19 protein-coding genes and 1 pseudogene are annotated in these 21,144 nt (G+C 36.5%); 4 read left to right on the top strand and 16 right to left on the bottom strand.

The window, feature by feature from the left end:
* Positions 1–143: 143 nt before the first annotated feature.
* The 9 genes and pseudogenes from ACH6EI_RS12830 to ACH6EI_RS12870 all read right to left on the bottom strand — a co-directional run.
* A pseudogene (locus tag ACH6EI_RS12830) lies at positions 144–1,742 on the bottom strand (M4 family metallopeptidase); the annotation flags it as partial.
* A 606-nt stretch (positions 1,743–2,348) separates the two neighbouring features.
* Positions 2,349–2,480, bottom strand: a complete 132-nt coding sequence (locus ACH6EI_RS12835; RefSeq protein WP_033578960.1) for a YjcZ family sporulation protein — start codon at positions 2,478–2,480, stop codon at positions 2,349–2,351.
* A gap of 562 nt (positions 2,481–3,042) precedes the next feature.
* Positions 3,043–5,130, bottom strand: coding sequence for a PAS domain S-box protein (locus ACH6EI_RS12840; protein WP_028413372.1), 2,088 nt, complete (start codon positions 5,128–5,130; stop codon positions 3,043–3,045).
* Between the two features lie 136 nt (positions 5,131–5,266).
* Positions 5,267–5,533 (bottom strand): hypothetical protein, encoded by a 267-nt coding sequence (locus ACH6EI_RS12845; RefSeq protein WP_028413373.1) that lies wholly within the window; start codon positions 5,531–5,533, stop codon positions 5,267–5,269.
* Between the two features lie 61 nt (positions 5,534–5,594).
* Complete coding sequence (locus tag ACH6EI_RS12850; protein WP_098999320.1) at positions 5,595–6,491, bottom strand: GH25 family lysozyme; 897 nt, start codon at positions 6,489–6,491, stop codon at positions 5,595–5,597.
* A gap of 46 nt (positions 6,492–6,537) precedes the next feature.
* Positions 6,538–6,756, bottom strand: coding sequence for a hypothetical protein (locus ACH6EI_RS12855; RefSeq protein ID WP_108674720.1), 219 nt, complete (start codon positions 6,754–6,756; stop codon positions 6,538–6,540).
* Between the two features lie 175 nt (positions 6,757–6,931).
* Positions 6,932–8,311 carry a class II fumarate hydratase gene (gene fumC, locus ACH6EI_RS12860; protein ID WP_034266080.1) on the bottom strand — a complete coding sequence of 460 codons (1,380 nt, stop codon included), beginning with the start codon at positions 8,309–8,311 and terminating at the stop codon, positions 6,932–6,934.
* A 221-nt stretch (positions 8,312–8,532) separates the two neighbouring features.
* Positions 8,533–10,884, bottom strand: coding sequence for an immune inhibitor A domain-containing protein (locus ACH6EI_RS12865; RefSeq protein WP_108674719.1), 2,352 nt, complete (start codon positions 10,882–10,884; stop codon positions 8,533–8,535).
* 381 nt (positions 10,885–11,265) lie between these two features.
* Complete coding sequence (locus ACH6EI_RS12870; protein WP_028413377.1) at positions 11,266–11,562, bottom strand: hypothetical protein; 297 nt, start codon at positions 11,560–11,562, stop codon at positions 11,266–11,268.
* A gap of 233 nt (positions 11,563–11,795) precedes the next feature.
* Here ACH6EI_RS12870 and ACH6EI_RS12875 point away from each other — a divergent pair, with 233 nt between their 5' ends.
* Positions 11,796–12,389, top strand: a complete 594-nt coding sequence (locus tag ACH6EI_RS12875) for an exonuclease domain-containing protein (RefSeq protein ID WP_028413378.1) — start codon at positions 11,796–11,798, stop codon at positions 12,387–12,389.
* Positions 12,390–12,624: 235 nt separating this feature from the next.
* On the opposite strand, the gene ACH6EI_RS12880 is transcribed toward ACH6EI_RS12875, so the two are convergent.
* From ACH6EI_RS12880 to ACH6EI_RS12895, 4 genes are all read right to left on the bottom strand, one after another.
* Positions 12,625–12,792, bottom strand: coding sequence for a Fur-regulated basic protein FbpA (locus ACH6EI_RS12880; RefSeq protein WP_080754423.1), 168 nt, complete (start codon positions 12,790–12,792; stop codon positions 12,625–12,627).
* Positions 12,793–13,018: 226 nt separating this feature from the next.
* Entirely contained in the window at positions 13,019–14,512 is a 1,494-nt protein-coding gene (locus tag ACH6EI_RS12885; RefSeq protein ID WP_108674718.1) for a sodium:solute symporter family protein, read from the bottom strand.
* Positions 14,509–14,709, bottom strand: a complete 201-nt coding sequence (locus ACH6EI_RS12890; RefSeq protein WP_028413380.1) for a DUF3311 domain-containing protein — start codon at positions 14,707–14,709, stop codon at positions 14,509–14,511. The genes ACH6EI_RS12885 and ACH6EI_RS12890 overlap by 4 nt, the downstream gene beginning before the upstream one ends.
* Positions 14,710–15,030: 321 nt before the next feature.
* Positions 15,031–15,885 carry an STAS domain-containing protein gene (locus tag ACH6EI_RS12895; RefSeq protein ID WP_028413381.1) on the bottom strand — a complete coding sequence of 285 codons (855 nt, stop codon included), beginning with the start codon at positions 15,883–15,885 and terminating at the stop codon, positions 15,031–15,033.
* 234 nt (positions 15,886–16,119) lie between these two features.
* Here ACH6EI_RS12895 and ACH6EI_RS12900 point away from each other — a divergent pair, with 234 nt between their 5' ends.
* Entirely contained in the window at positions 16,120–16,626 is a 507-nt protein-coding gene (locus ACH6EI_RS12900) for a PCYCGC motif-containing (lipo)protein (protein WP_028413382.1), read from the top strand.
* Between the two features lie 98 nt (positions 16,627–16,724).
* On the opposite strand, the gene ACH6EI_RS12905 is transcribed toward ACH6EI_RS12900, so the two are convergent.
* Positions 16,725–17,702, bottom strand: coding sequence for a ring-cleaving dioxygenase (locus ACH6EI_RS12905; protein WP_028413383.1), 978 nt, complete (start codon positions 17,700–17,702; stop codon positions 16,725–16,727).
* Between the two features lie 430 nt (positions 17,703–18,132).
* On the opposite strand from ACH6EI_RS12905, the gene ACH6EI_RS12910 reads away from it, so the two are divergent.
* Both ACH6EI_RS12910 and ACH6EI_RS12915 read left to right on the top strand, forming a co-directional pair.
* Positions 18,133–18,489: a hypothetical protein gene (locus tag ACH6EI_RS12910; protein WP_028413384.1), complete on the top strand. Its 357-nt coding sequence runs from the start codon at positions 18,133–18,135 to the stop codon at positions 18,487–18,489.
* Positions 18,490–18,496: 7 nt separating this feature from the next.
* Positions 18,497–19,030: a PIN domain-containing protein gene (locus ACH6EI_RS12915; RefSeq protein WP_047750993.1), complete on the top strand. Its 534-nt coding sequence runs from the start codon at positions 18,497–18,499 to the stop codon at positions 19,028–19,030.
* Between the two features lie 368 nt (positions 19,031–19,398).
* Here the strand turns inward: ACH6EI_RS12915 and ACH6EI_RS12920 are convergent, their stop codons facing one another.
* Together ACH6EI_RS12920 and ACH6EI_RS12925 are read right to left on the bottom strand one after the other, a co-directional pair.
* A complete protein-coding gene (locus tag ACH6EI_RS12920) occupies positions 19,399–20,292 on the bottom strand; it encodes a helix-turn-helix domain-containing protein (RefSeq protein WP_028413387.1) in 894 nt (297 codons plus the stop codon).
* 452 nt (positions 20,293–20,744) lie between these two features.
* Positions 20,745–21,131 (bottom strand): hypothetical protein, encoded by a 387-nt coding sequence (locus ACH6EI_RS12925; RefSeq protein WP_394530693.1) that lies wholly within the window; start codon positions 21,129–21,131, stop codon positions 20,745–20,747.
* Positions 21,132–21,144 lie beyond the last annotated feature (13 nt).

The following is a 21,144-nucleotide window of genomic DNA, read 5'->3' on the forward strand; positions in this document are numbered from 1 at the left end:
GGGAAGAAATCTATCTTCCTTATTTATTAACATAAAATAAAGGAGTACTGTAATATATTTATACGAGTACTCCTTTATTGGTAGTTAGGTAGTATAGAGAGTCGCCAGATACCTCATTTATCTTGCGACTTTTGGTTTATAGCTTATTGAACACCAACTGCGTCAAATGACTTGCCTACTGAAATTACTTCTTGAGAGCCTGAACCGTATAGATCAGCAGCAGCTTGTACTAAACCTGCACGTGCTTGGCTGAACGTTGTAGACTGAGTGAAGTATAGCGTATTGGCACGGTAATAAATTTTTCCTAGCTTATCTCCGCCGATGCCTGTTACAGTAACTCCGTAATGAGTTCCTCCGTTAGCTAGCAAGTAGGCAGCTTTGTTGATAATACCGCTATTTGTATGAACCCCGCCGTTGTCACTAGAACCTGTATAGCGCTTTGAATAATGATCCGGATCTCCGTATTTCGCTGGGTTGCTCATTGAACGAAGTGCATCGCCGCTTGTTCCAGGCGTATAAATATCCTCTCCAATTTCCCAATCTGGATTTCGGTTGTCATAGTATTCTACCAACGTTCCGAAAATATCGGAAATCGCTTCGTTTAATGCACCTGATTCATATTGATAGATTAAATTAGAACTTCTTTCTGTCACCGCATGCGTCAATTCATGTCCGATAACATCTAATCCTCCTGATAGCGGAACAAAAGTAGTTCCATCTCCATCTCCATATACCATTTGAGAGCCATTCCAAAACGCATTGTTGTAGCCGCTGCTATAATGAACAGTCGATTTTAGCGGAGCTCCTGCATTGTCATAGGAGTTGCGGTTAAATTTGTTTTTATAATAATCATATGTCACGCCTGCATAATAGTGAGCATCTACTGCAGCTGCATCGCGAGTTGCATTGTACGTATTATCGGTATCGGCCCATAGCGTACCCGGAAGAGATGTACGATTTTTTGCATCGTACGTATAGATTGTAGCGCCTCTTGTATTATCTTGTAAGTAGTAAGTAGAACTAGATAACGTTGTCTTTAAGGATTTAGTATCTCCAAGAACTCCTTTACCTGAGCCAATAGCATTTGTGCCTGTTACAGGTTTCGCTGCCGGCTTTGCCACTTGCTTCACGTCGGCTTTTGGACCAGCTACGGAATCAATTGTATTGTACTTATCCAGTACTTTACCGCTAGTAGCATCAACAAAGTAATAATAGTTGCCTGGTTCAGGATTTAAGAAATTTAAATTTACTACATAAGCATATGTAGTGTCTGAACCATTTTGATAAATATACAGTTCAGATGAAGGAGATTTTTCATACGTCGGCTTAAAGCCTAAGTCTTTTTCAGCTACTTGAATCGCCTTTTTGCTGTCAAGTTGCTTTTGGCCTTTTAGCTTTTCCTTTTTATCTAAATCAGGAGCTACTGTACCTGATACAACTTTTAAGGTTCCATCTTTCGCTACGTGTGCTAATTGAGTAGATCCCCAAACGGGAATATTATTATATACTTGCTGCAAGCGTACCACGGTTGCTTGTTCAATAGGATCTTTCACCACTTCTGTCACTTTAAATGAGTTTTGAGCATTTTCGTTTCCTAATTTATATTTGTCTTTATTTGTATTCATATAGTGAAATACGACGTCTTGAGCCTTCTGTGATGACGGGCCTGAGAGCTTTCCGGAAATAAACTCAGTAGACTTAATTTCTTTGTTATACTTTTCAGTTGAAAGTACATTGTTTGGCGCAGCACTGCTCGTATGTGCAAAAGCAAATGATGAAGAAAGAATACCAACTGATAATAATACCTTTAAAGCCTGTTTTTTCTTTTTCATAGTTTTTTTCTCCCTATCCCTAGTAAATTTAATTACCTCAATTTTTCTGTTAATTGCGATAATTAGCAACATTATAGCAACTAAAAATTACTACGTCTATATATTATTTCAATATTCCTATTATTATGAAAATTAAAAATAAGTCCTCTACAATAAGTCTTTTTTACCTATTTAAACTATATGAAAATCATTTATGTTGATTTTCATACAAGTAAAATAATTCTTCTAGCCAGCTGATAAAAACTAGTAGGCTAGGTAGCGTTATTCGTTCTTACTGTCAGTTCTATGAAGCATTTTACAAAAATTACTTATAAGGAAAATTATAAATTTCAGACCATTTTTTCGGCTTAAATATACTCTTCCTCTTCATTTTTTTATTTTTTTAATCTATTAATTAAATTTTTTATATGTTTTTTATGTACGTGCACAACATTATTTTATTATAGTACTGTACTTCTTATGAACGTAAAAAAGCACGAATCTACTAAAATCTTTGTAAATCCGTGCTTTTTCTGTTTATTTCAAGCATACACAACCAACGATAACTAATAAAACAAATAGTACAACGATTAATGCAAAACCGCCACCGTAACTACCGTAGCCGCCGTAGCCATAACCACCGCCGTAACCCCAGTTGTAAAATCCCATTTCACTTCACCTCCGTAGCCTGTTTACTCTATAGCATATGTACAGGCTAGAAAAAATGCTCGCCCATTTATCGCCCTTTTATAACGATAAAAAAGAAATTGAGACATAACGAAATCACTCCAATCAATAGCTAGAAGCAACTAAATAGATGAAACCTACGTTCACCCTACCAATGAAAAAATCCGAACGATTCATCGTTCGGATTTTCCTTCAACTAAACTGCTTTTGTCACAGCCTCTTTTAAGATAACAAATATTAACTTATTTACTTTTAGAAGCTTGTTCTTTAAAGCGAAGTATGTAATACGGAACAATACAAATAACCGCCAAAACGAGAGCCGTTAAACTGACTATGCGGGGATTATTAAGCCCGAAAGAATAGTCTCCAAAAGATGCTCCAATTGCAATAATAGCAAAAATAATATACAGAATACGAAATATGTTAATCCACTTTTTCTGTTTAATCGTAACCACTCCTTTGCTTATTTTACTCCAACATAGAATATTATAACTTTACTAAACAACTTGTTGCAAAATTTCTTCTGCCTTTAACTGATTACCTTTTATTTTAACGGTAAACAAATTTCCACATTCGTCCCTTTGTTTACTTCACTTTCAATACTAAGAGTTCCTTTATGCTGCTGGATAATATTAAAGCAGATCATTAACCCTAACCCAATACCGTCTTCTTTAATACTGTAAAATGGTTCACCTAAATGTTTAATGCGATCTTTTGAAATTCCTACACCTTCATCAATAATTTGAATATGAAGGTGATTGTTGTCTTTTTGTCTCAGCTCAACTTTAATTTCGCCTCCGGAAGGCATTGCTTCAATCGCATTTTTAAGAATATTTATAAACACCTGTTTCATTTGATTGCTTTCACAATATACAAGAGGCAATTCTCCATATGAGTGAAGTTCAATAAAAATGTTTTTCATGGTTGCTTGAGGCTGCAGCAATAAAATCACTTGTTGAATTAACAGCTGCAAATCAATCGACTGAAATGTTACAGCCTGTGGTTTTGCCACAGACATGAATTCATCTGTAATCATTTCAATACGCTCAATTTCAGAGGATATAATGTTCATATAGGTTAACTCTTCTTTACTCGCTTTTTCAGTTAATAGCTGCATAAACCCTTTGATGGCCGTTAAAGGATTTCTAATTTCATGAGCAATAGCTGTAGCAAGCTGACCCACCGCTGCTAATTTCTCAGATTTCTGCAACAGCTCTTCTGTTTCTAGGTATTCTGTCCTGTCTCTTGAAACAATAAGAAGCACTTTTTTGTTTTCTATATTGAACAATTTCCCACTATATTCTAGTTTTTTTACTTCTCCAGACTTAAATGTAAACTGTGATTGCAGCGTGAAAGAAAGATTTCCTTGGCGAATTTCTTCAACCGTTTTTCGAACAATGTCAGAATCTCTAGGTATAATATCTTGGCATGGCATGGATAAAAGCTCTTCTCTCGTATATCCAAAGCGCTTACATCCAGCTTCATTTACTTCGATAAAACGAGAAGGAAAATGATTAGAACCTATTTCAAGTAAATAAATTGCATCGTTTGCATATTCAAATAACGTTCGATATTTCAACTCACTTTCCTTAAGCTTACGATGCAGCAAGTCAAGCTCTTTTCTCGCTTTTTTAGCCTCAGATATATCCACACATACTCCAGACAAACCTATTAACTCATCTTTCCCATTAAAAATTGGCGAAATAGTGATGCGAAGATCTACTAAACTTCCGTCTTTACGAGCTCTTACAACTTCTACTCGATTGATTGCCTCTTTTTCAGCAACCGTCTTTTTTATATTCTCATGTACGTCCTCACTAAAAGCCCCTGCTATTTCGTAATATGTTTTCCCAACTACTTCGTGGGCTTTCCAGCCATATACTTTTTCGTAGGCTTCATTAACTCGCAAGATCCGCCCTTCTAAATCAGTTATGATCACCGCATCCATGTGATGATTAATAAAAGACTCCAGCTGTTCTTTCGTATATTCTAGTTCTTTTTTCATTATTCTGACAAAAAAAGAATCTTCTTCATCCTTACATGAATCTGATCCAGCATAAGCAGCTTCTTCTGCTACAGCGTAAAATTTACGATAAAATTCTATCGTCGCTACAGCTACTCCCAGTCCGAGAATTCCGAACACTAAATATTCTATTTCGCTATAAAACGGCGACTGAATAGGTGTATTCCAGAAGTAATTCGTCAGTAAGACATGAACGATAAAATGAATAAAAAAACAAAGAAGAGATTGTTTTAATAAAGAAAACTGCTTTCTATATCGAATAAGAGGAAGGGAAAATAAAAAGGTAAAGATTAAAATTAAGATAGTCAGTAACCAATGACTTTCTAAATAGATACTGCACACAGCCATAGTGATACCTGCAACTGCACCGGCTCTATAACCAAAGTATAGAACGGTCAAAATAAGAGGAAGAAAACGTAAATCATATGTAATCTGTTGATACGTAACGCTATATATCATAAGAATAGCAGAAACAATACTTGCATAAATACCACTCATCCATTTGTATTTATGGGCTAGACGCTGCAGCAAAAATATTCGTATCGCAATCATAATGCTGACAAAAAACGAAAAAATACATAAGTTAACAAATAATCCGCTACTAATCACTCCTTCTATTCCTCCTTTACTTGTAAATATGCGTGAAATAATTCCCTTATATAGAGAGTGTAACATGAATAAGCGCTGCTATTTATAAAATTGATAAAAAAAACTAGTCTCGCCCGAGGCAAGACTAGTTTTTTTATTATCTATGCTGATCTTGATACATAGGTCCTTCTGAAATCATATTGCTTTCAGAAACGTACGTAGGATCTGAATGCGCATCTTTATTTAGGCTAGCATTTACCTGCTGTTTTTTGGATAAACTTGAAAGTTTTACTTTGGCACTTCGAACAAGTCCTTTTACTTTTCGGCGTTTCGCAGCATCGCTTAATAGATAAGACGTAATGCCGACTCCTACCGTTGATAGCGTAATACCTGATATCAATGCTTTTTGTTTTCGTTTTCTCATAATAGCTCCTTCCTTGTACCATTTTGAATCTTACAATAACTTTTCCCTCTCAGGTACTCTCTCAAACCCGATTATTCAGATTATTCACTTCTTTAACAAGGCGCTGCAGCGTGTCCGCTCCTGTTATTCCATCTGAAAAAAGGCCATACTGATTCTGGAATTTTTTCACTGCAGCGATTAATTCATCTCCATAGGAACCGTCTGCTCCAAACTTCGGAAGAGAAAAACCTAGCGTAAGTAAGTTTTGCTGAATTTGTTTGACTCCTAACCCTCTATCACCTTTGGAATAGACAAATGGTCCTTTTGTATTATTCGTCATAGAGAGATTTGTTGTGACTTCTTTAAAAAATGAGCAGTCCATTTCATTTATATCCACATTTGTAGAAATTCCTTTTACTCTGCCAGAATCCGTATACTGAAACATTGCCCATCGCTGCCATTGACTTAGCTCACCAGGGTGCTGCATACCGCCTTGTCTATTGTTTGCACTATATCTTGCTACCCACAAAGGATACTTACTTATTTCAGTTGTAAAAAAAGTTTTAGCAAAATGATAGTTAGTATATACGATAGGCTTAATACCTGTTGTTTTGTGAACATGCTCGAGCCAGCTTACGGCAAAACGAGAAACAAATTCTTTAGATTTTTTCTTGTCTTCTTCTAGATCCAAACACGGCGGAAGGTCTAGTTTCATTTGTCCAAGCTGAGCAATAAAAAAAGCAGCTTCTTTCTCCGGGCTATTTGTACAGTGAGCATAATGATAAAATCCTACTCTCAAGCCCGCATTTTTAGCACCTATATAATTTTCATAAGATCTAGGGTCTACAAAAGTTCCGCCTTCTGTTAACTTTATATACACCCCTTTCACTGAGGTGTTTTTTATTTCTTTCCAATTAATGATTCCTTGATGATGAGAAACATCGAGAATAATAGGATTATTTGAATGTCGACTTTGCATAGTTTTCACCTCTTTTGCTAGCTTCCTTATGTATACGACGAATATTTTAAAACCCCTGTTTTTCCGGATCTTGATATTCTTTTATAACGATGTGTAAAACGTTGCTCATTTGAATAGCTAAATAAGCTTCGTGTTTTTTGTCATAATAACGATACCATCCTTGCGTATGAATAATAGATTCCTCAAGCTCTTTTACATTTTCTGATTCAACCAATGTACTGATTGATTTTTCATTTCCAAAATAAAACTTCACTTCGTACGTCACTTGAATCCCTCCTTTATAAAGATGTAAATACCCTAATCGTATGTACTTGAATCTAGTACAAGGTAGTGTAAAAATTCTTTTAATCCGCTTTTTCTTTTTATATGTTTATTTAGAACAATGTTTATTTTATTATAAAACAAGAAGCCAAGCAGCTCAGAATGCTTGGCTTCTTGTTTTATTTTGATGGATGAATCATATTAGCTGGATTTACCCATTGCTCAAATTGTTCTTCTGTCAGAAGGCCTGTTTTTACCGCTGCTTCTTTTAATGTCGTTCCTTCTTGATGAGCCAGCTTGGCGATTTTAGCCGCATTTTCATACCCTATGTGCGGATTTAACGCTGTTACAAGCATAAGAGAATTTTCTAGATTATGCTGGATTTTCTCTTTGTTGGGTTCAATTCCTACTGCGCATTTATCGTTAAAAGCCTGCATGGAATCTGTCAGCAGTCTGACTGATTGTAAAAAATTATAAATAATAACCGGCTTAAATACATTTAATTCAAAGTTTCCTTGACTAGCCGCAATGCCAATCGTCACGTCATTCCCTAACACTTGTGCAGAAACCATTGTTAGAGCTTCACTTTGAGTTGGATTTACTTTTCCAGGCATAATAGAACTTCCTGGTTCGTTAGCAGGAATCGTGATTTCACCTAATCCGCTCCGAGGACCGCTTGCCAGCCAGCGTACGTCATTGGCGATTTTCATTAAGTCAGCTGCTAAGGCTTTGAGTGCACCATGGGCATAAACCACTTGATCGTGACTTGTTAATGCATGAAATTTATTAGGTGCTGAGATAAATGTTTTTCCAAGCGTGCTGCTGATTTCTTTCGCTACTTCATCGCCGAAGTCAGGATGTGCATTTATCCCCGTCCCAACAGCTGTACCGCCAATAGCTAGCTCCTTCATATACTCTACGCTTTGTTTAATCATTTCTTCATTTTTTTCGAGCATATGATGCCATCCGCTAATTTCTTGTCCTAGTGTTAGCGGTGTAGCATCTTGCAAATGGGTTCTTCCTATTTTAATAATATCTTTAAACTGCTCTTGCTTCGCAGCAAACGTTTCTTTTAATGTTTTTAAAGCAGGCAATAATTGATCTTCGACTTCTAGTACAGCTGCAATATGAAGAGCTGTAGGGAAAGTATCGTTAGAGCTTTGTGACATATTGACATCATCATTTGGATGGAGCGTTTCGTCGCCGTTTATTAGCTGGTTTCCCCGGTGTGAAATCACTTCATTTACATTCATGTTTGATTGCGTTCCGCTTCCTGTCTGCCATACTACTAAAGGAAAATGTTCATTCCATTTCCCTTCAATAATTTCGTTAGCAGCTTGCACGATGGCTTCCGATTTCCCTGCTGATAGTTTGCCTAGTTTATGATTGCTAATAGCCGCACTTTTCTTCAGAACCGCAAAAGCGCGTATTACTTCAATCGGCATTTTTTCAATCCCTATTGGAAAGTTTTCTTTACTTCTTTGCGTTTGCGCTCCCCATAGTTTATCTTCTGCCACTTTGATTTCTCCAATTGAATCTCTTTCGATACGATAGCTCATAGTTAGAACTCCTTTTCAATATTTTCTTTACCTATTAGTATTGATTATATGGATGAATTTCATGACATAATAACAATTATTCATTGTTGAAAATTCCCTTTTTTCTATTTTTTAAACGGGCTTAACTTATTTGATTATTTAGCTCATAGTTTATTTTGATTTTATAATACAAAAAAAGATCCGAAGAATACGCTCTTCAGATCTTTTTAATACGTCCAATTTTACTTATGAATCCATACAGCACCAGCTGAATTGTCTTTTGCTTCACCAATTACGTCTAATTTTAATCCGTTTTGAGGAAGCAAGCGGCCTGCATCTTTAATTCTTTCATCTAAATACGATTTTTTATCATTAAAGCTTGTAACACCATTTGATTCTTTAGATGAAATCGTTCCCCACGTTTTATGAGAATATGACCAAGCAGGTGATTTATCAAATGAGAACGCCGCGTCTGCAATTTGATATCGGCTTGAATTTGCTGTAGTGCTAATACCATTCACATTAAAGTAAAGAACTTTATGAGCATGTGAATCAATTACACCAAGGAATCCTTCACCCGGATGTTGTCCTACCCAGTTATCAAGATAGCTTTCATCTGCGTACCAAAGCAGCATGCCTGTATTATATTTTGCACCGCGCGCGAATTGAAGTGCTTTATCACTGCCTGCATAGTTTCTCCACTCAAGGTAATAATAGTTATCTTTATAGCTGATGCCGTTTGTCTTTTCAAATCCATCTAACGTTACTTTTGGAGCTCCTTCAGCATCGTCCGTGAATACCGTTTTTCCATCTACTACTAAACTAGCATTATCAAGAGCGAATCCTTGAAGAGCAAGTCCGCCGTCCGTGACGTATTCAAATTGAAGCTTGATTTTTTTACCTTTAAACTGCGTTAAGTCATAACTTTTATCTTCCCATTTTCCGTTAGATGTTTCAGCAGAACCATCTGCATTATTCGCTTTATCACCAATTGTATCTAACAGAACTTTTGAACCGTCAGGAAGAATCGCATTTACATATAAGTAATCGTATTCTGCCTCTACTTCATAGAACGCTTTGTAATTGAATTTAGCTGTGTTGGCTGTTGTTAAATCAAACTCTGGCGTTGTCATCGTCGTATGCAGATCGTCTCCGCGTTTACTGTAATAATAGTTGCTTCCAAACTCAGGCTTAATCCCTTGAACAGCTTTTTTAGGTAAATTAATCTTTACAATACCTGGTCGTTTAGATTTTGTGACACTTTGATCAACCACGCTCACAGAGCCCGATTTTGTAATGTTTTTGCTGTCAATTTGTTGAATATTTGCCCAGTTTCCACCCATATTTGCTTGGAAAAACTCTTTATTTTGCGGGGAGAAACTTGTCGGTTCTGTTCCAGCTACTTCACCAGCCCAGCTCCCTCCGCTCATAATTGACCAAACGCCTACCGGCTCACCTTGACCCGTATACTGTGTATCATACTCATCCGGCAAACCTAAATCATGGCCAAATTCATGAGCAAAAACCCCAACTGCTCCGTCTTCTGGTTCGATTGTATAATCATAAGCAGCCATGTTTGTTCCAGGAACTTTATATACTTGTCCCAAAGTAGAGCGGTGAGACCAGATAGCATCGTTTCCTAGTTTACCTCCACCTGCTTCTTGCCCAGTTCCAGCATGAATGACCATTAAGTGATCCACTATGCCGTCAGGCTCATTGCGGTTGCCATCTCCATCGATATCATATTGATCGAACTGATCATAATCTGAAAGGTTAATGCCGCTTTTTGCTGCTGCAGCAAGCGCTTCTTTTACAAGGTTACGAGGCCCTTTAGATCCAGGCGCATTATCGTTTCCTCCCGCTGGATTGTCTGCTCCGTATTCTTTTGCGTTTCCAGGTACGGTTAACCAGTCAGAAACCGTTCCATCTACTGTGTAACTACCTCCAGACTGTTCTTCATAATATTGTTTAAACGTTTTAATTTTCTTTCCGTTGAATAGCGTAAAGTCTTTCTTTCCAAACATTAATTGCTGATAGTGATTTCGGTTAAAGTCTTTTGCATACATGTAACCAGGTTCTTGAACGACATTATTGTGCTTAAAGTCTGCGTATTCGACTAAAAGTACAAGAACTTTATCTTTTCTCACTTGTCCGTTATATTTTGCCTGAGCTGCAGGTTTAACGTTTACCCCGTTCCCCGAATTGTTTCCTTGAGACTTAATGTTAGCAAATTCGCCTCGTTGAAACTTTTCTTTTTGTTTTGTTTGCATTTCTTTCGCTTTCAAATCAATTTTGCTAGCTTTATGTCCTTTCATGCTCTCTTTATGTGCATCTTTTTTGTTTATGTAAGAAGTAACGGCTTTCTTCACTTCTTGCGGTGTTGCACTTTGAGAAATAACTCCTTGGTTTTTCAGTGCGTTAGCCAATCTTTCTTCCGGTACTGTATTCATATCAATTGGTGAACTCGGAAGTTCCTCCGATTGTGCGGTTTTAGCTGAAGCAGTACTTCCATTCATAAGTACTGGTCCCACTCCGCTTAATGTAACAGTTGTGGCAAGAAAAGATGTCCCCAAAATCTTTTTCCAGCTTTTCAAGTAAACCCCTCCATTTTAGAATTTTCAAACTATTAGCAAGATTTATTTTATATTCTAAAACTAGGAAGGTCAACTACATTTTACTATATTATTAAAATTTTTTGATTCTAGTAGATAATGTAAAATAGTTTTATAGTATGTAACTAGTTTTCTTTGCCTGACAATTAAAATGTCTGATAAACCCTTCTTGCGTATGCAAATTCCATGCCAAATCGATAACCACAACTAAAACTGTATGAAGCGTATTTTTTTAGGGAATTAGAACCACCTTTTCCGTATTACTATTATATAAAAACAAAAAATTCCCCATTATGGATACAGAAAGATAAAAAAATCACTTCTCGATAGACGAGAAGTGATAACCTTTGTATGCAAGTAAATTTAAGAATGTTCTTTTTGACGATGCAGCAAGATATGATAGAGCGACGTGCTCCAAATAGACATATTGCGCGCTGCGATTTCATAAGGTTTTTCATCAATTTTAAACAAGAAATCCCCTTCATAACTCACGGATTTCCCTTGCTTTTCCAGCTCTTGTTTAACAGCTTCAATCCATTCTACTGCATTCGTATAATGTTTGTTCAAACGAACTTTAATAGTTTGATTCCTGTAATGAATAAAAGATGTAATTCCCCAAAAAATTAAGACAAGAAAAAGTACCATATACAGCAATTGCATGATAACGATCCCCTTCTTCCTTCATTTCATTATTTTCAATGAAGACTTAATTTAGATGAGTAAATATTACTATTCTCCTTTGCTATCGTCATCTCCTTTAAAAAAGTAAATTCCTTTTCCACGTGGGCGTATAAAATAAACCCGTGTACATGCTTGCTCATCTTTTTTACTAACGTTTTCTGTTAAAAAATGATAAGCTAATAGAATGATAAATAGAAAGGGAGGGCGACGAGTTGTCAACTGAACAAGTGAAATTAGCAGCCGTTTTAGATGTTGAAACAACGGGATTAAGTGCTCAAACATGCGATATTATCGAACTGGCAATTGCTGTTGTTTCTTATGATTCTTCTACCGGAGAAATAATCGACATTGTAGAAGAATATGAAGAATTTAATATGCCTTCAACTCCCATTTTCCCGTACATTACAAACTTAACGGGAATTACAAATGAGATGGTCAAAAATAAAACATTAGACGATAAAAAAGTGGAATCATTGTTAACTAGCGTTTCGGCTATCATCGCTCATAATGCTTCTTTCGATCGCAGTTTTCTTTTAAAACGGTATCCATCTTTATTTAACCAAAAATGGCACTGCTCTATGCGTGCTGTCAAATGGAAAGAGTACGGCTTTCCTAACAAAAAACTAACAACACTTCTTGACCATCATAAGATTGAGAGAGAGAACGCTCACAGAGCTATGGATGACGTGAAAGGAACTATTGACTTGCTAAGACAGCAAAATCCTAGCGGAGAGCCCTATTTTTCTGAAGTATTAAAAAAAGCAATGAGCAAACCTAAAAAAACAGCGGCTTCCACTCGTTTTTAACTTAATAAAAAAAGCGCAGCTTCTGCGCTTTTTTTGTTTTTATTTGCCTATTTCTTAAGTGTTGAGTTATATGTTTGAGGAATATGGTTGTAAACAGCGAGGTTGTAAACGCACCGGAAGAAAAAGAAAAGTGCCTGCTTTCAAACCAAAAAATCGCGGAGGAACAAACTGAACAGCTGGTGTTTACAGACATATACGAAATCAGCTGAATTGCTAATAATCTAGAAGATTCAAATTATACTTCTCTTACCTTTTGGCTTTGAAGGTCGTGATGCGTTTGTTCTAGTTCACTTAAATTCAATTCGTACAAATGTCTCCCGTCTTCTGCTTTAAAGTAACCCGATTCAATAATTTGATTCATTAAAAGATCTTTCTTTTGCTCAAATGCTTTTTCAGATGTCATGTTATCATCTCCTTTTTTAGGTGAATATCTTTCATAGAAAAGACGTACACCGCTTGTGGCATACGTCTTGTTGCTTTTCACACTCGTTACCTATGTTTAAAAACAACGCAATCGTTACATTTTATCGAGAAGGCTGCTTACGTCTTGCAGCCATATTGAACATTTTGGTGATGCACTACTTTTATACCCTTCATGATGTTCTTAAAACGCAATTGGAAAAAGATTTTCATAAAATCTGTTTGCCATCTACTGCCCCGCTTTCAAAATGCGGCTGTGAGGCGATTTTTTTTGTTGCTAAACTAACCACCATTAATACAACTAAATTAATAAATAAAGAAATGACGCCGACATTTGTATCTTTAATGATTTGTGGCAACGCAGGAAACAACGTGCCAAGCGTTGTTTCAGTAATCGTTATATACATCACAGACGCAATGCCGGCAACAATACCTGCACACGCCCCGTATTTAGTCACGATATTGTTTTTCATTAAACTAAAAATAAAAGCAGGAAACAGCTGCGTCACAATGCTGTAGCCCATTAGTAAAAGCGTTACAATTGTATTCCCTCCATGAATTGTAAAATAGACTGAAACAAGCGCAATGACTGGTACGAAGCATTTAGCCAGTATCGAAATTTGTTTGCCCGTCGCTGAGGGAACAAGCACGCCGTAAACGTTTTTAGATAGTGACGTAGAAGCTGCCATCAAGAGCATCGATCCAGGCACAAGCGCTGTTAATAAACCAGCTGCGCCGATAAAGCCGACAATCCACGGGTCAAATGTTTGAATGGAAAGACGAAGCAGTGACAAGTCCGCTTCTGCGCCTTGTAGTCCAGGTACCTGCATAAGAGCAGTAAACCCTACAAAAAAGACAAAAAGCAGCATTAACGTATAAATAGGACTTATAATAGAATTCTTTCTAAATACATTCTCGTTTTCAGCTGAATACGTTGCATTAAACGTATGCGGCCACATGTAAAATCCTAATACGGTCAGCATGACTGTAGAAATAAACCACGAAATACTGAGACCTGTCTTGGGAAGAGTAAGAAACGTTGGATTTGCTTGATGCACAGCCTCAAACATTGGCTGTAAGCCTCCGTAGTAATGAAACGGCATATATATTCCTAAAAATAAGACAACAATAAAAATCATAATATCTTTCACAATAGCCGTCCAAGCAGAACCATGTATGCCTGATATCATTAAGTAAACCGTTAATGATATGGCTCCAATCCAAATGGCTGCAGTTGAAGAGATAGAGCCATAAGAAGCTTCAGATACAATAATACCTAGGCCTTTGAATTGTAAAATAATATAAGGAACAATTGCCAGCACCCCTGCACATGAAACAACGATACCAAGAAACGGACTTTTGTATTTTGAAACAAAAAAATCCGGCTGAGACATAAGCTTATGCTGCTTCGCATATCGCCATATTTGCGGACCAATCCAATACCCTAACACGTACGCTAAAGAAATATAGGCTAAAATATAAAACGCCGGCCCTCCTTTCCCATATGCCCAAGCGCTTCCACCTAGAAACGTAAAAGTAGTATAGATTTCACCCGCCATCAAAAAGAAGACAAAAATAGTTCCAAAACCTCTGCCCCCTACGCTCCACTGTTCTAAATCCATTTTTTTGCCCCGCGTAGCTCGAATTCCAAGATAAATAACTAAAAGTAAAAAACCGAAAATAATAATCAGTGCGGTATTCATTGTTTATCTCCTCCTTTAACAGCAGGATCGAGCTTGTACACAATACCCATAATAAAAGATGTAAGGATTACCCACATAACAATCCAAAAAAGAAAAAAAGGCATCCCTAAAATAAACGGCGTCACTTTGTTAACAAAAGGCAATGAACCTAATATTCCTACAAACGGAAGCAGGCAAAGAAGATAAATTTTTTTCATAGAACTCCTCCTTAATCACACGGCTTATCAGTACTTATCTAAGGCTTTAACTATCTCATTATGTACTTCTCTTATTCTTCTCTTTACACCTCCATTCTTGAGCTAAACGAGACGTTTGTCATAGAAAACCGCCGTTTGTTTGCTCCTTAGTATCTTCCATTTGTCCCCATATGAAAAGGAGTTTGTAAGACATGCTTACAAAATTTTGAATGCAGCAGAATATTATTTCATATTTTCATATACAGAATATAGACAAACAAAAAAACGGAACTGAAAGTAAAGGTCTCAAACAGTTCCGTTTCGATCTAGCATTTCTATACTTTATTCCTCTTCTTTTTTCTTTACACCAAGCGAAGAGAGCGCTTGTTTTAAATGTCCGAACGTTTCAATTTTATTAAAACTGATTCCTACATTAACAGCCGTCTGAGCCATGTCAGGACTCACTCCTGACATAATCGCATGGATGCCTAGCAGCTGCAAAATGTTAATCAAATCAAAAAATTTGTGAGCGACATACGTATCTACATAATTTACACCCGATAAGTCAATGACTAAATGCCTTATATGTTTTTCTGCACACCTTTTTGGAACAACCTCGATAATGGAATCACCTTTGATTTCATCAATAAGCCCTACCAAAGGCAAGACCGCGATGTGGTCTACAATTGGAATAACAGGAAAACTCGTTTCGTCGATTAGCTCTTGCTGAAGACTTATTTTTTGCCTTGTGATTTTATAATACTGTTCGGAAAATTCATTAATGAGTTTATCAAATGTTGTATGATAAACTTCACTCCAAGACAGTATATCTTCTTTTGTAATAGATGAATGTATCAGGCTATATGTTTTGACATATGTCCAAATAATTTTTCTTGTTTTGCTTAGCGCTTCTACCACTTCGTAAATCGGCGTATCAAATTTAATTCTGCTGTTTACTACTTCCGTCGTCCATTTCATCATACGTTGTTTAAAAATCTCTTGATCGTCAAGAAAGCCGCTCGCAATTGTTTCGATCGTATAACGATGCTGCTCGCGCAGCTTTTTCTCAACTGATGCGTCTGCGTCCTTTGAGTAAATCGATCCTTTAATATTACTTCTTTGGTGCAGCCATTCTTCACTGATAGAGGCTGAATTCTCTAAAATATATTCAAAAAGACGTTGATTTTGTTCACTCACTACTGTTTAACCTCCGTTCACTTTCTCCTTCTGTACAATCACTTACAAAACGCACCTTATGAGAAATTCATGCTTCATGTTTTTTCCTCGTCCATCTCTATCATACACGATAACCGCTCTGCATACTTATAGAGAATTAGATATAAACAAGCAGGTATTTGATTATCTACATAGATAAACTGCCGTGTATGATGAAACTATCATTTATTTTGACATGAAAGGATGTTAATTGTATTGAAAAAATCAATTATTTTGTTGGGGCTTCTCGCTACAAGTATTGGATTATCAGCTTGCTCAAACAATACAACAACTTCTTCTGCTACAAACTCTTCTGCACATTCAGGTCATGAACATCATAAAGCTGCAGTTGCTGATATTCGCGAAGAGACTCCAGGAGCAGATGTTTTACCACAGTTTTTGAAGAACCAGCCTAAAGACATGAAGCTAGTTTATCTATCCGTTGCTAAAAATCGTGAACTACTTGAAAAAATCCCTTGCTACTGTGGATGTGGCATGGAAGCGAATCACAAAAATAGCTATGACTGCTTTATTTTTAAAAACAAAAGAAATGGAGCAGTTGTCTGGGATGATCATGGAACAAAATGCGGATTGTGTATAGAAATTGCAGCTAAAGCTATGCTCGACTATAACCGAGGCAAATCAATAAAAGATATTCGCAAAGACATCGATGAAAAATATAAGGAAGGCTATGCACAACCCACTCCTACTCCTTCCTTGTAGAACATTGGCATTGTTCAAGTAAACATTCGCGACAGATATATGTAAAAGTAGAAAACATCAAAAAACACTCAAATAGCTATTTGAGCGTTTTTTGTGTACTATTCTTTCACAAACTCTTTTGTACTTCTTACTGTATCAATCGGACGCACGAGCTTCTCAATTTCTGCACGTTTTGGCTCTAAAAATGGAGGAAGTGATAATTTTTCTCCGAGCGTTTCGTAAGGTTCATCTCCCATAAATCCTGGTCCATCTGTCGCAAATTCAAATAAAATTTGCGGAGCCACTCTTGCATACAACGATTCAAAGAAGTGACGATTCACATAACCAGACGTATGGAAACCGAAGCTTGGCATTCGGTTAATCCATTCTTCAAGAGCCTGTCGATTTTCTACGCGAAAAGCAACGTGATGAACCGTTCCAAAACCTTGCTGAGCCTGCGGAAGTTTTTCGTTGTGTTCGACTACTACTTGCGCACCGTTTCCCCCTTCTCCTACTTCAAATAGATGGAGATTTCCTTCTTGAGCAATCTCTTTAAATAAAAGGACTTTTTCCATCATTTCTTTAAAGTAATTAAACTCGGCGATACGAATAAAGATAGGACCGAGTCCCGTAATAGCGTATTGAAGAGGTACAGGACCTTTTTGCCAAGGAGTGCCTGATTCAACTCCTTGATTTCCTTCATCGGAAATTAACTGATACTGCTGATCATCAAAATCAACAAACGAAAGCGTCTTTTTCCCAAATAGCTCTTGAATCCCCGTATGCTTCACTTCTAAGCGATCAAAGCGCTTTACCCAATAGTCTAAAGCCTCATCATTTGGAACGCGGAAAGATGTTTTTGAAATTTCATTTGTTCCGTGAGAACCTTTTGGAATTCCTGGAAAATCAAAAAAAGTCATGTCCGTTCCGGCACTGCCTTTATCATCTGCGAAAAACAAATGATACGTTTGAATATCATCTTGATTGACCGTTTTTTTTACTAAGCGCATGCCTAACACATAGGTGAAAAATTCATAATTCTTTTCTGCGCTGCTCGTAATAGCCGTTACGTGGTGTATTCCTTTTAAGTGGTTCATTCTACATTCCTCCGGATAAATCGTCTAGTTTATCATTCGTTATTTATCTTTAATTTAAATATCTTTAATTAAAGATAATATACCATGATTAATTTTCCTTTGTCAATAAAGTATGGATGATCTCGGAAGGAAATATGTAGGTTTTTACATTTTAGCAAAATCTCATAAATGAGGACGGACCAAATCGGTAATAAAACACCGTATTGTTGCCTAGTTCCTTCTCTAACCTATACTAATTTATTTCTCTTACACGATATCATGTTTTTAAACCTTTGTCCGGTATTGGCTGAGATCATCACCCAACAGGCAAACATCAATTAATTCAATAACTCCCGGCAGCTAACTTTTTTAATCTTTTTATATAAAAGGAATAGTAAGAAAAAACTTCATCACATATACTATATAAATTTATATAAAAGGCAGGGATATCATGAAAGCACAGCGCTTGGTAGATGACAAAAAAGGAACGTACAGCAAGGAAGTTCAGAAGCACTTCAAAATAAAAATAAATGGAAAAATTTACACAAAACCCTCACCGCAACCACCTTCCTCACCCCCTGTGAATAAAAAAAATCTTAAATATAAACCTCAAAATAAAGTTCTACGCACGTATGATAAAAAAGATCAAGTGGTAAACGGCACACAAGAAAGGCTCATAAAATCTGCCAAAACTAGATTAACTAAATACGAAAAGCTTCTATTAAGCAATCAGCTTTCAGAATCCGCGGCTCTTTACTCACCTTTTGGGTTAGAAGAGCTCGTGCGAATGGCTAGTAGAGAGGAGTGAACGATTTGTGTTGGGTGAAAAAGTAATCATTGATACAAACATTTGGGCTTCACATGCGCTTAATTATCCAGAAGTTGTGGAATATATTAATGAACTTATTTCAAATAATACGGAATTTTTAATGCCTACCGTTGTACAAATGGAACTTCTGTCGCATTGGGAAGTAGAAACAAATCCTCAAGTCAAAGCAGTAAAAAATCATTATATTTACGATATGACCGATAAGATTGTAGACGTTACAAGTGAAATTGCACAGCTAGCAGCTCAAATTCGCAGAAAAGCCAAAATAGAATCAAATAAAAAAATTAAAGGCCCGGATGCGATGATTGCCGCATCTGCTTTTATACATAATGCAAAACTAATTTCCAACAATAATAAAGATTTTGCTTGGATTACATTTAATTTCAGCTACCGAGGTCAACCATTATCTTATGTAAATCCTATTAAAGACACGATTGCTTACGCTTCTTTTATTAAAAGCTTTGAACCTCCCAACCTTCCCGGTGCTGATAACTTACAAGAAAACGAGAAGGAAAGTTAATTTGTTTTTGCTTTCAAAATACTCCTTGTCTCCCGCCTTTTTCAAATTAAAAGTTTGATGGGTACATACTCCAATTCTTTCTATATTGAATACAGTAAAAAGCATAAAAACTTAGGCGGTGAAAAGAGTGAATTACCCATATTACCCGGAACAACCTTTAGAAGAGTATCAATATGGCTATGATTATTATTCCAATCCCCAAAAAACTGAAGAAAGATTCCCTTATGGTTATTATCCATATCCTCGCCCACGTCCATTTTATCCTTACCCTTACCCACGTCCTATTTATTACCACCCCCCTTACTTTTACCCTCGTCCTCGTCCGTTTTACCCACACCCAGTGTATTGGAGATAAAAAAGAAGAGCTGTCAGCTCTTCTTTTTTGTTTCTTGATATTTAGACATCTCTTCTTTAATAATGGTCACAAACGCTTCATTTTGCTCAATTTCAAAAACAGTAATAGCTTTTTCTAGGTAAGCTATTCCTTCTTTAAGCTCACCAAGCTGACAGAGTGCTTCTCCAATTTGATAGTGCAGTTCTCCTAATAAATAAAGCGTCTCATGCTGAATACACAGCTCTAGTCCTGCTTGTGCATATTTAACCGATTTTTCATAACGTTCCATTTGCAAAAGCGCATGTGATAATCCATATAAAATTCGAATTTTGACAAGAGGATCTTTTAACTTAGGAAGCAAAGCAATATGCTGCAATCCTTCCATAAACGTACTGAACGCTTTTTTTAAATGACCTTCTTCTTCGTAAATAATGGCAATACTATTTAAAATAGCAATCTCTTTTTCTGAATAAAACTGTTCGCTCGTACGCGTGAACGCAATCGCTTTTTCCAATTTACGAAGCGCTTGCTCAAATTTATTTCCAATATAATAATCACATATGGCTTCGTGCCATAGGAAAAATTGTGCGTGAAAAGGATCTTGAAACATAGGATTATCTTTTTCTTTATCCACCATATGTAACACGGTTGCATAATCGCGTTTTCGTATATAATGCCTAATGGTCGATTTAATTTCTTTTGAATAATCGTTGGGCGTTAGCTCTCCTGCTTCAAAGAAATAATTCATCGGAACCCCTAAGCGTTTCGATAAATGATAGAGAACTTCACTGCTTGCATGAATTTCACCTTGTTCAAATCGATGTAGCTCTTCTTCTGTACAAATTCCTTCTGATAACTCGACAGTTGTCATTTCCGCAATCTTTCGCAGATCTTGAATCAGCTGACCTACTTGTTTTTTATCATTCAAAAAATCACCTTACTTAATGTCAATGAACTCTGTGAAAACAACATTCCATTATGTTTTTATAAGTCTATTGTACCATTTAGGTGGTTTTTTTATCAATAGAAATAAGAAAATAATTCCAAAGGAAATTCTTGAAATTATAATTAAATTATTTCAAACAACCTCCAGCTTCTTCTTTAGTCATATCCCCTCTTTGTACAGCAGTCATAACTTGATCGCAATAGTATGATGTTTGACTATATCCTTCTTCATCAATTTCTTTTTGAATCTGTTCCTTTGCTTCATCGGAGAAATTAGCATCTTGTTCAGCAATGATTTGAGCTTCATATGCTTCTTGTTCTGCCTGTTCTTTAGCTAATCTTTCTTCTTCTTCCTTATTCAGTTCCTCCTCAATCTCAGCCTCTTCAGCCCATGTTTCAGCTTGATTTGCTTCATAATTATCGATTGTTTCTTGACTAACTGGAGATTCCGCTTCCTTCTTTCTTTTGCTCTGCTTGTTCAGTTGCTATACGTTGTTCTTCGGCAATCTTTTGTTGTCTTTGTTGTTCGGCTATTTCTACTTGTCGTTTAGCTTCCGCTTCTTCTTTTACTTTTTGTTCTGCTAATTCCTTAGCCTTTCTTTCTACTTCAACTTTTGTAGCGTAGGCACGTAAATCTTTCTGTTCATCTTGAATTTGTTGAGATTCAGATTTCTTATTTAATTCTCTTTCATTAGTCTTTTTTTCTGGCTTTACAGCAGTTTCTTCCTTAGAATTCTCAGCGTTCTTCTCTTCCCCTTGGTCACATGCTCCCATAGTGAAACTCAAAGACAACAAAATGCTACCAACTAACAACTTTTTCACAGCATTCTCCCCT

The organism is Priestia sp. JSM ZJ58 (genome assembly GCF_044383985.1).
Classification (GTDB): domain Bacteria; phylum Bacillota; class Bacilli; order Bacillales; family Bacillaceae_H; genus Priestia; species Priestia zanthoxyli.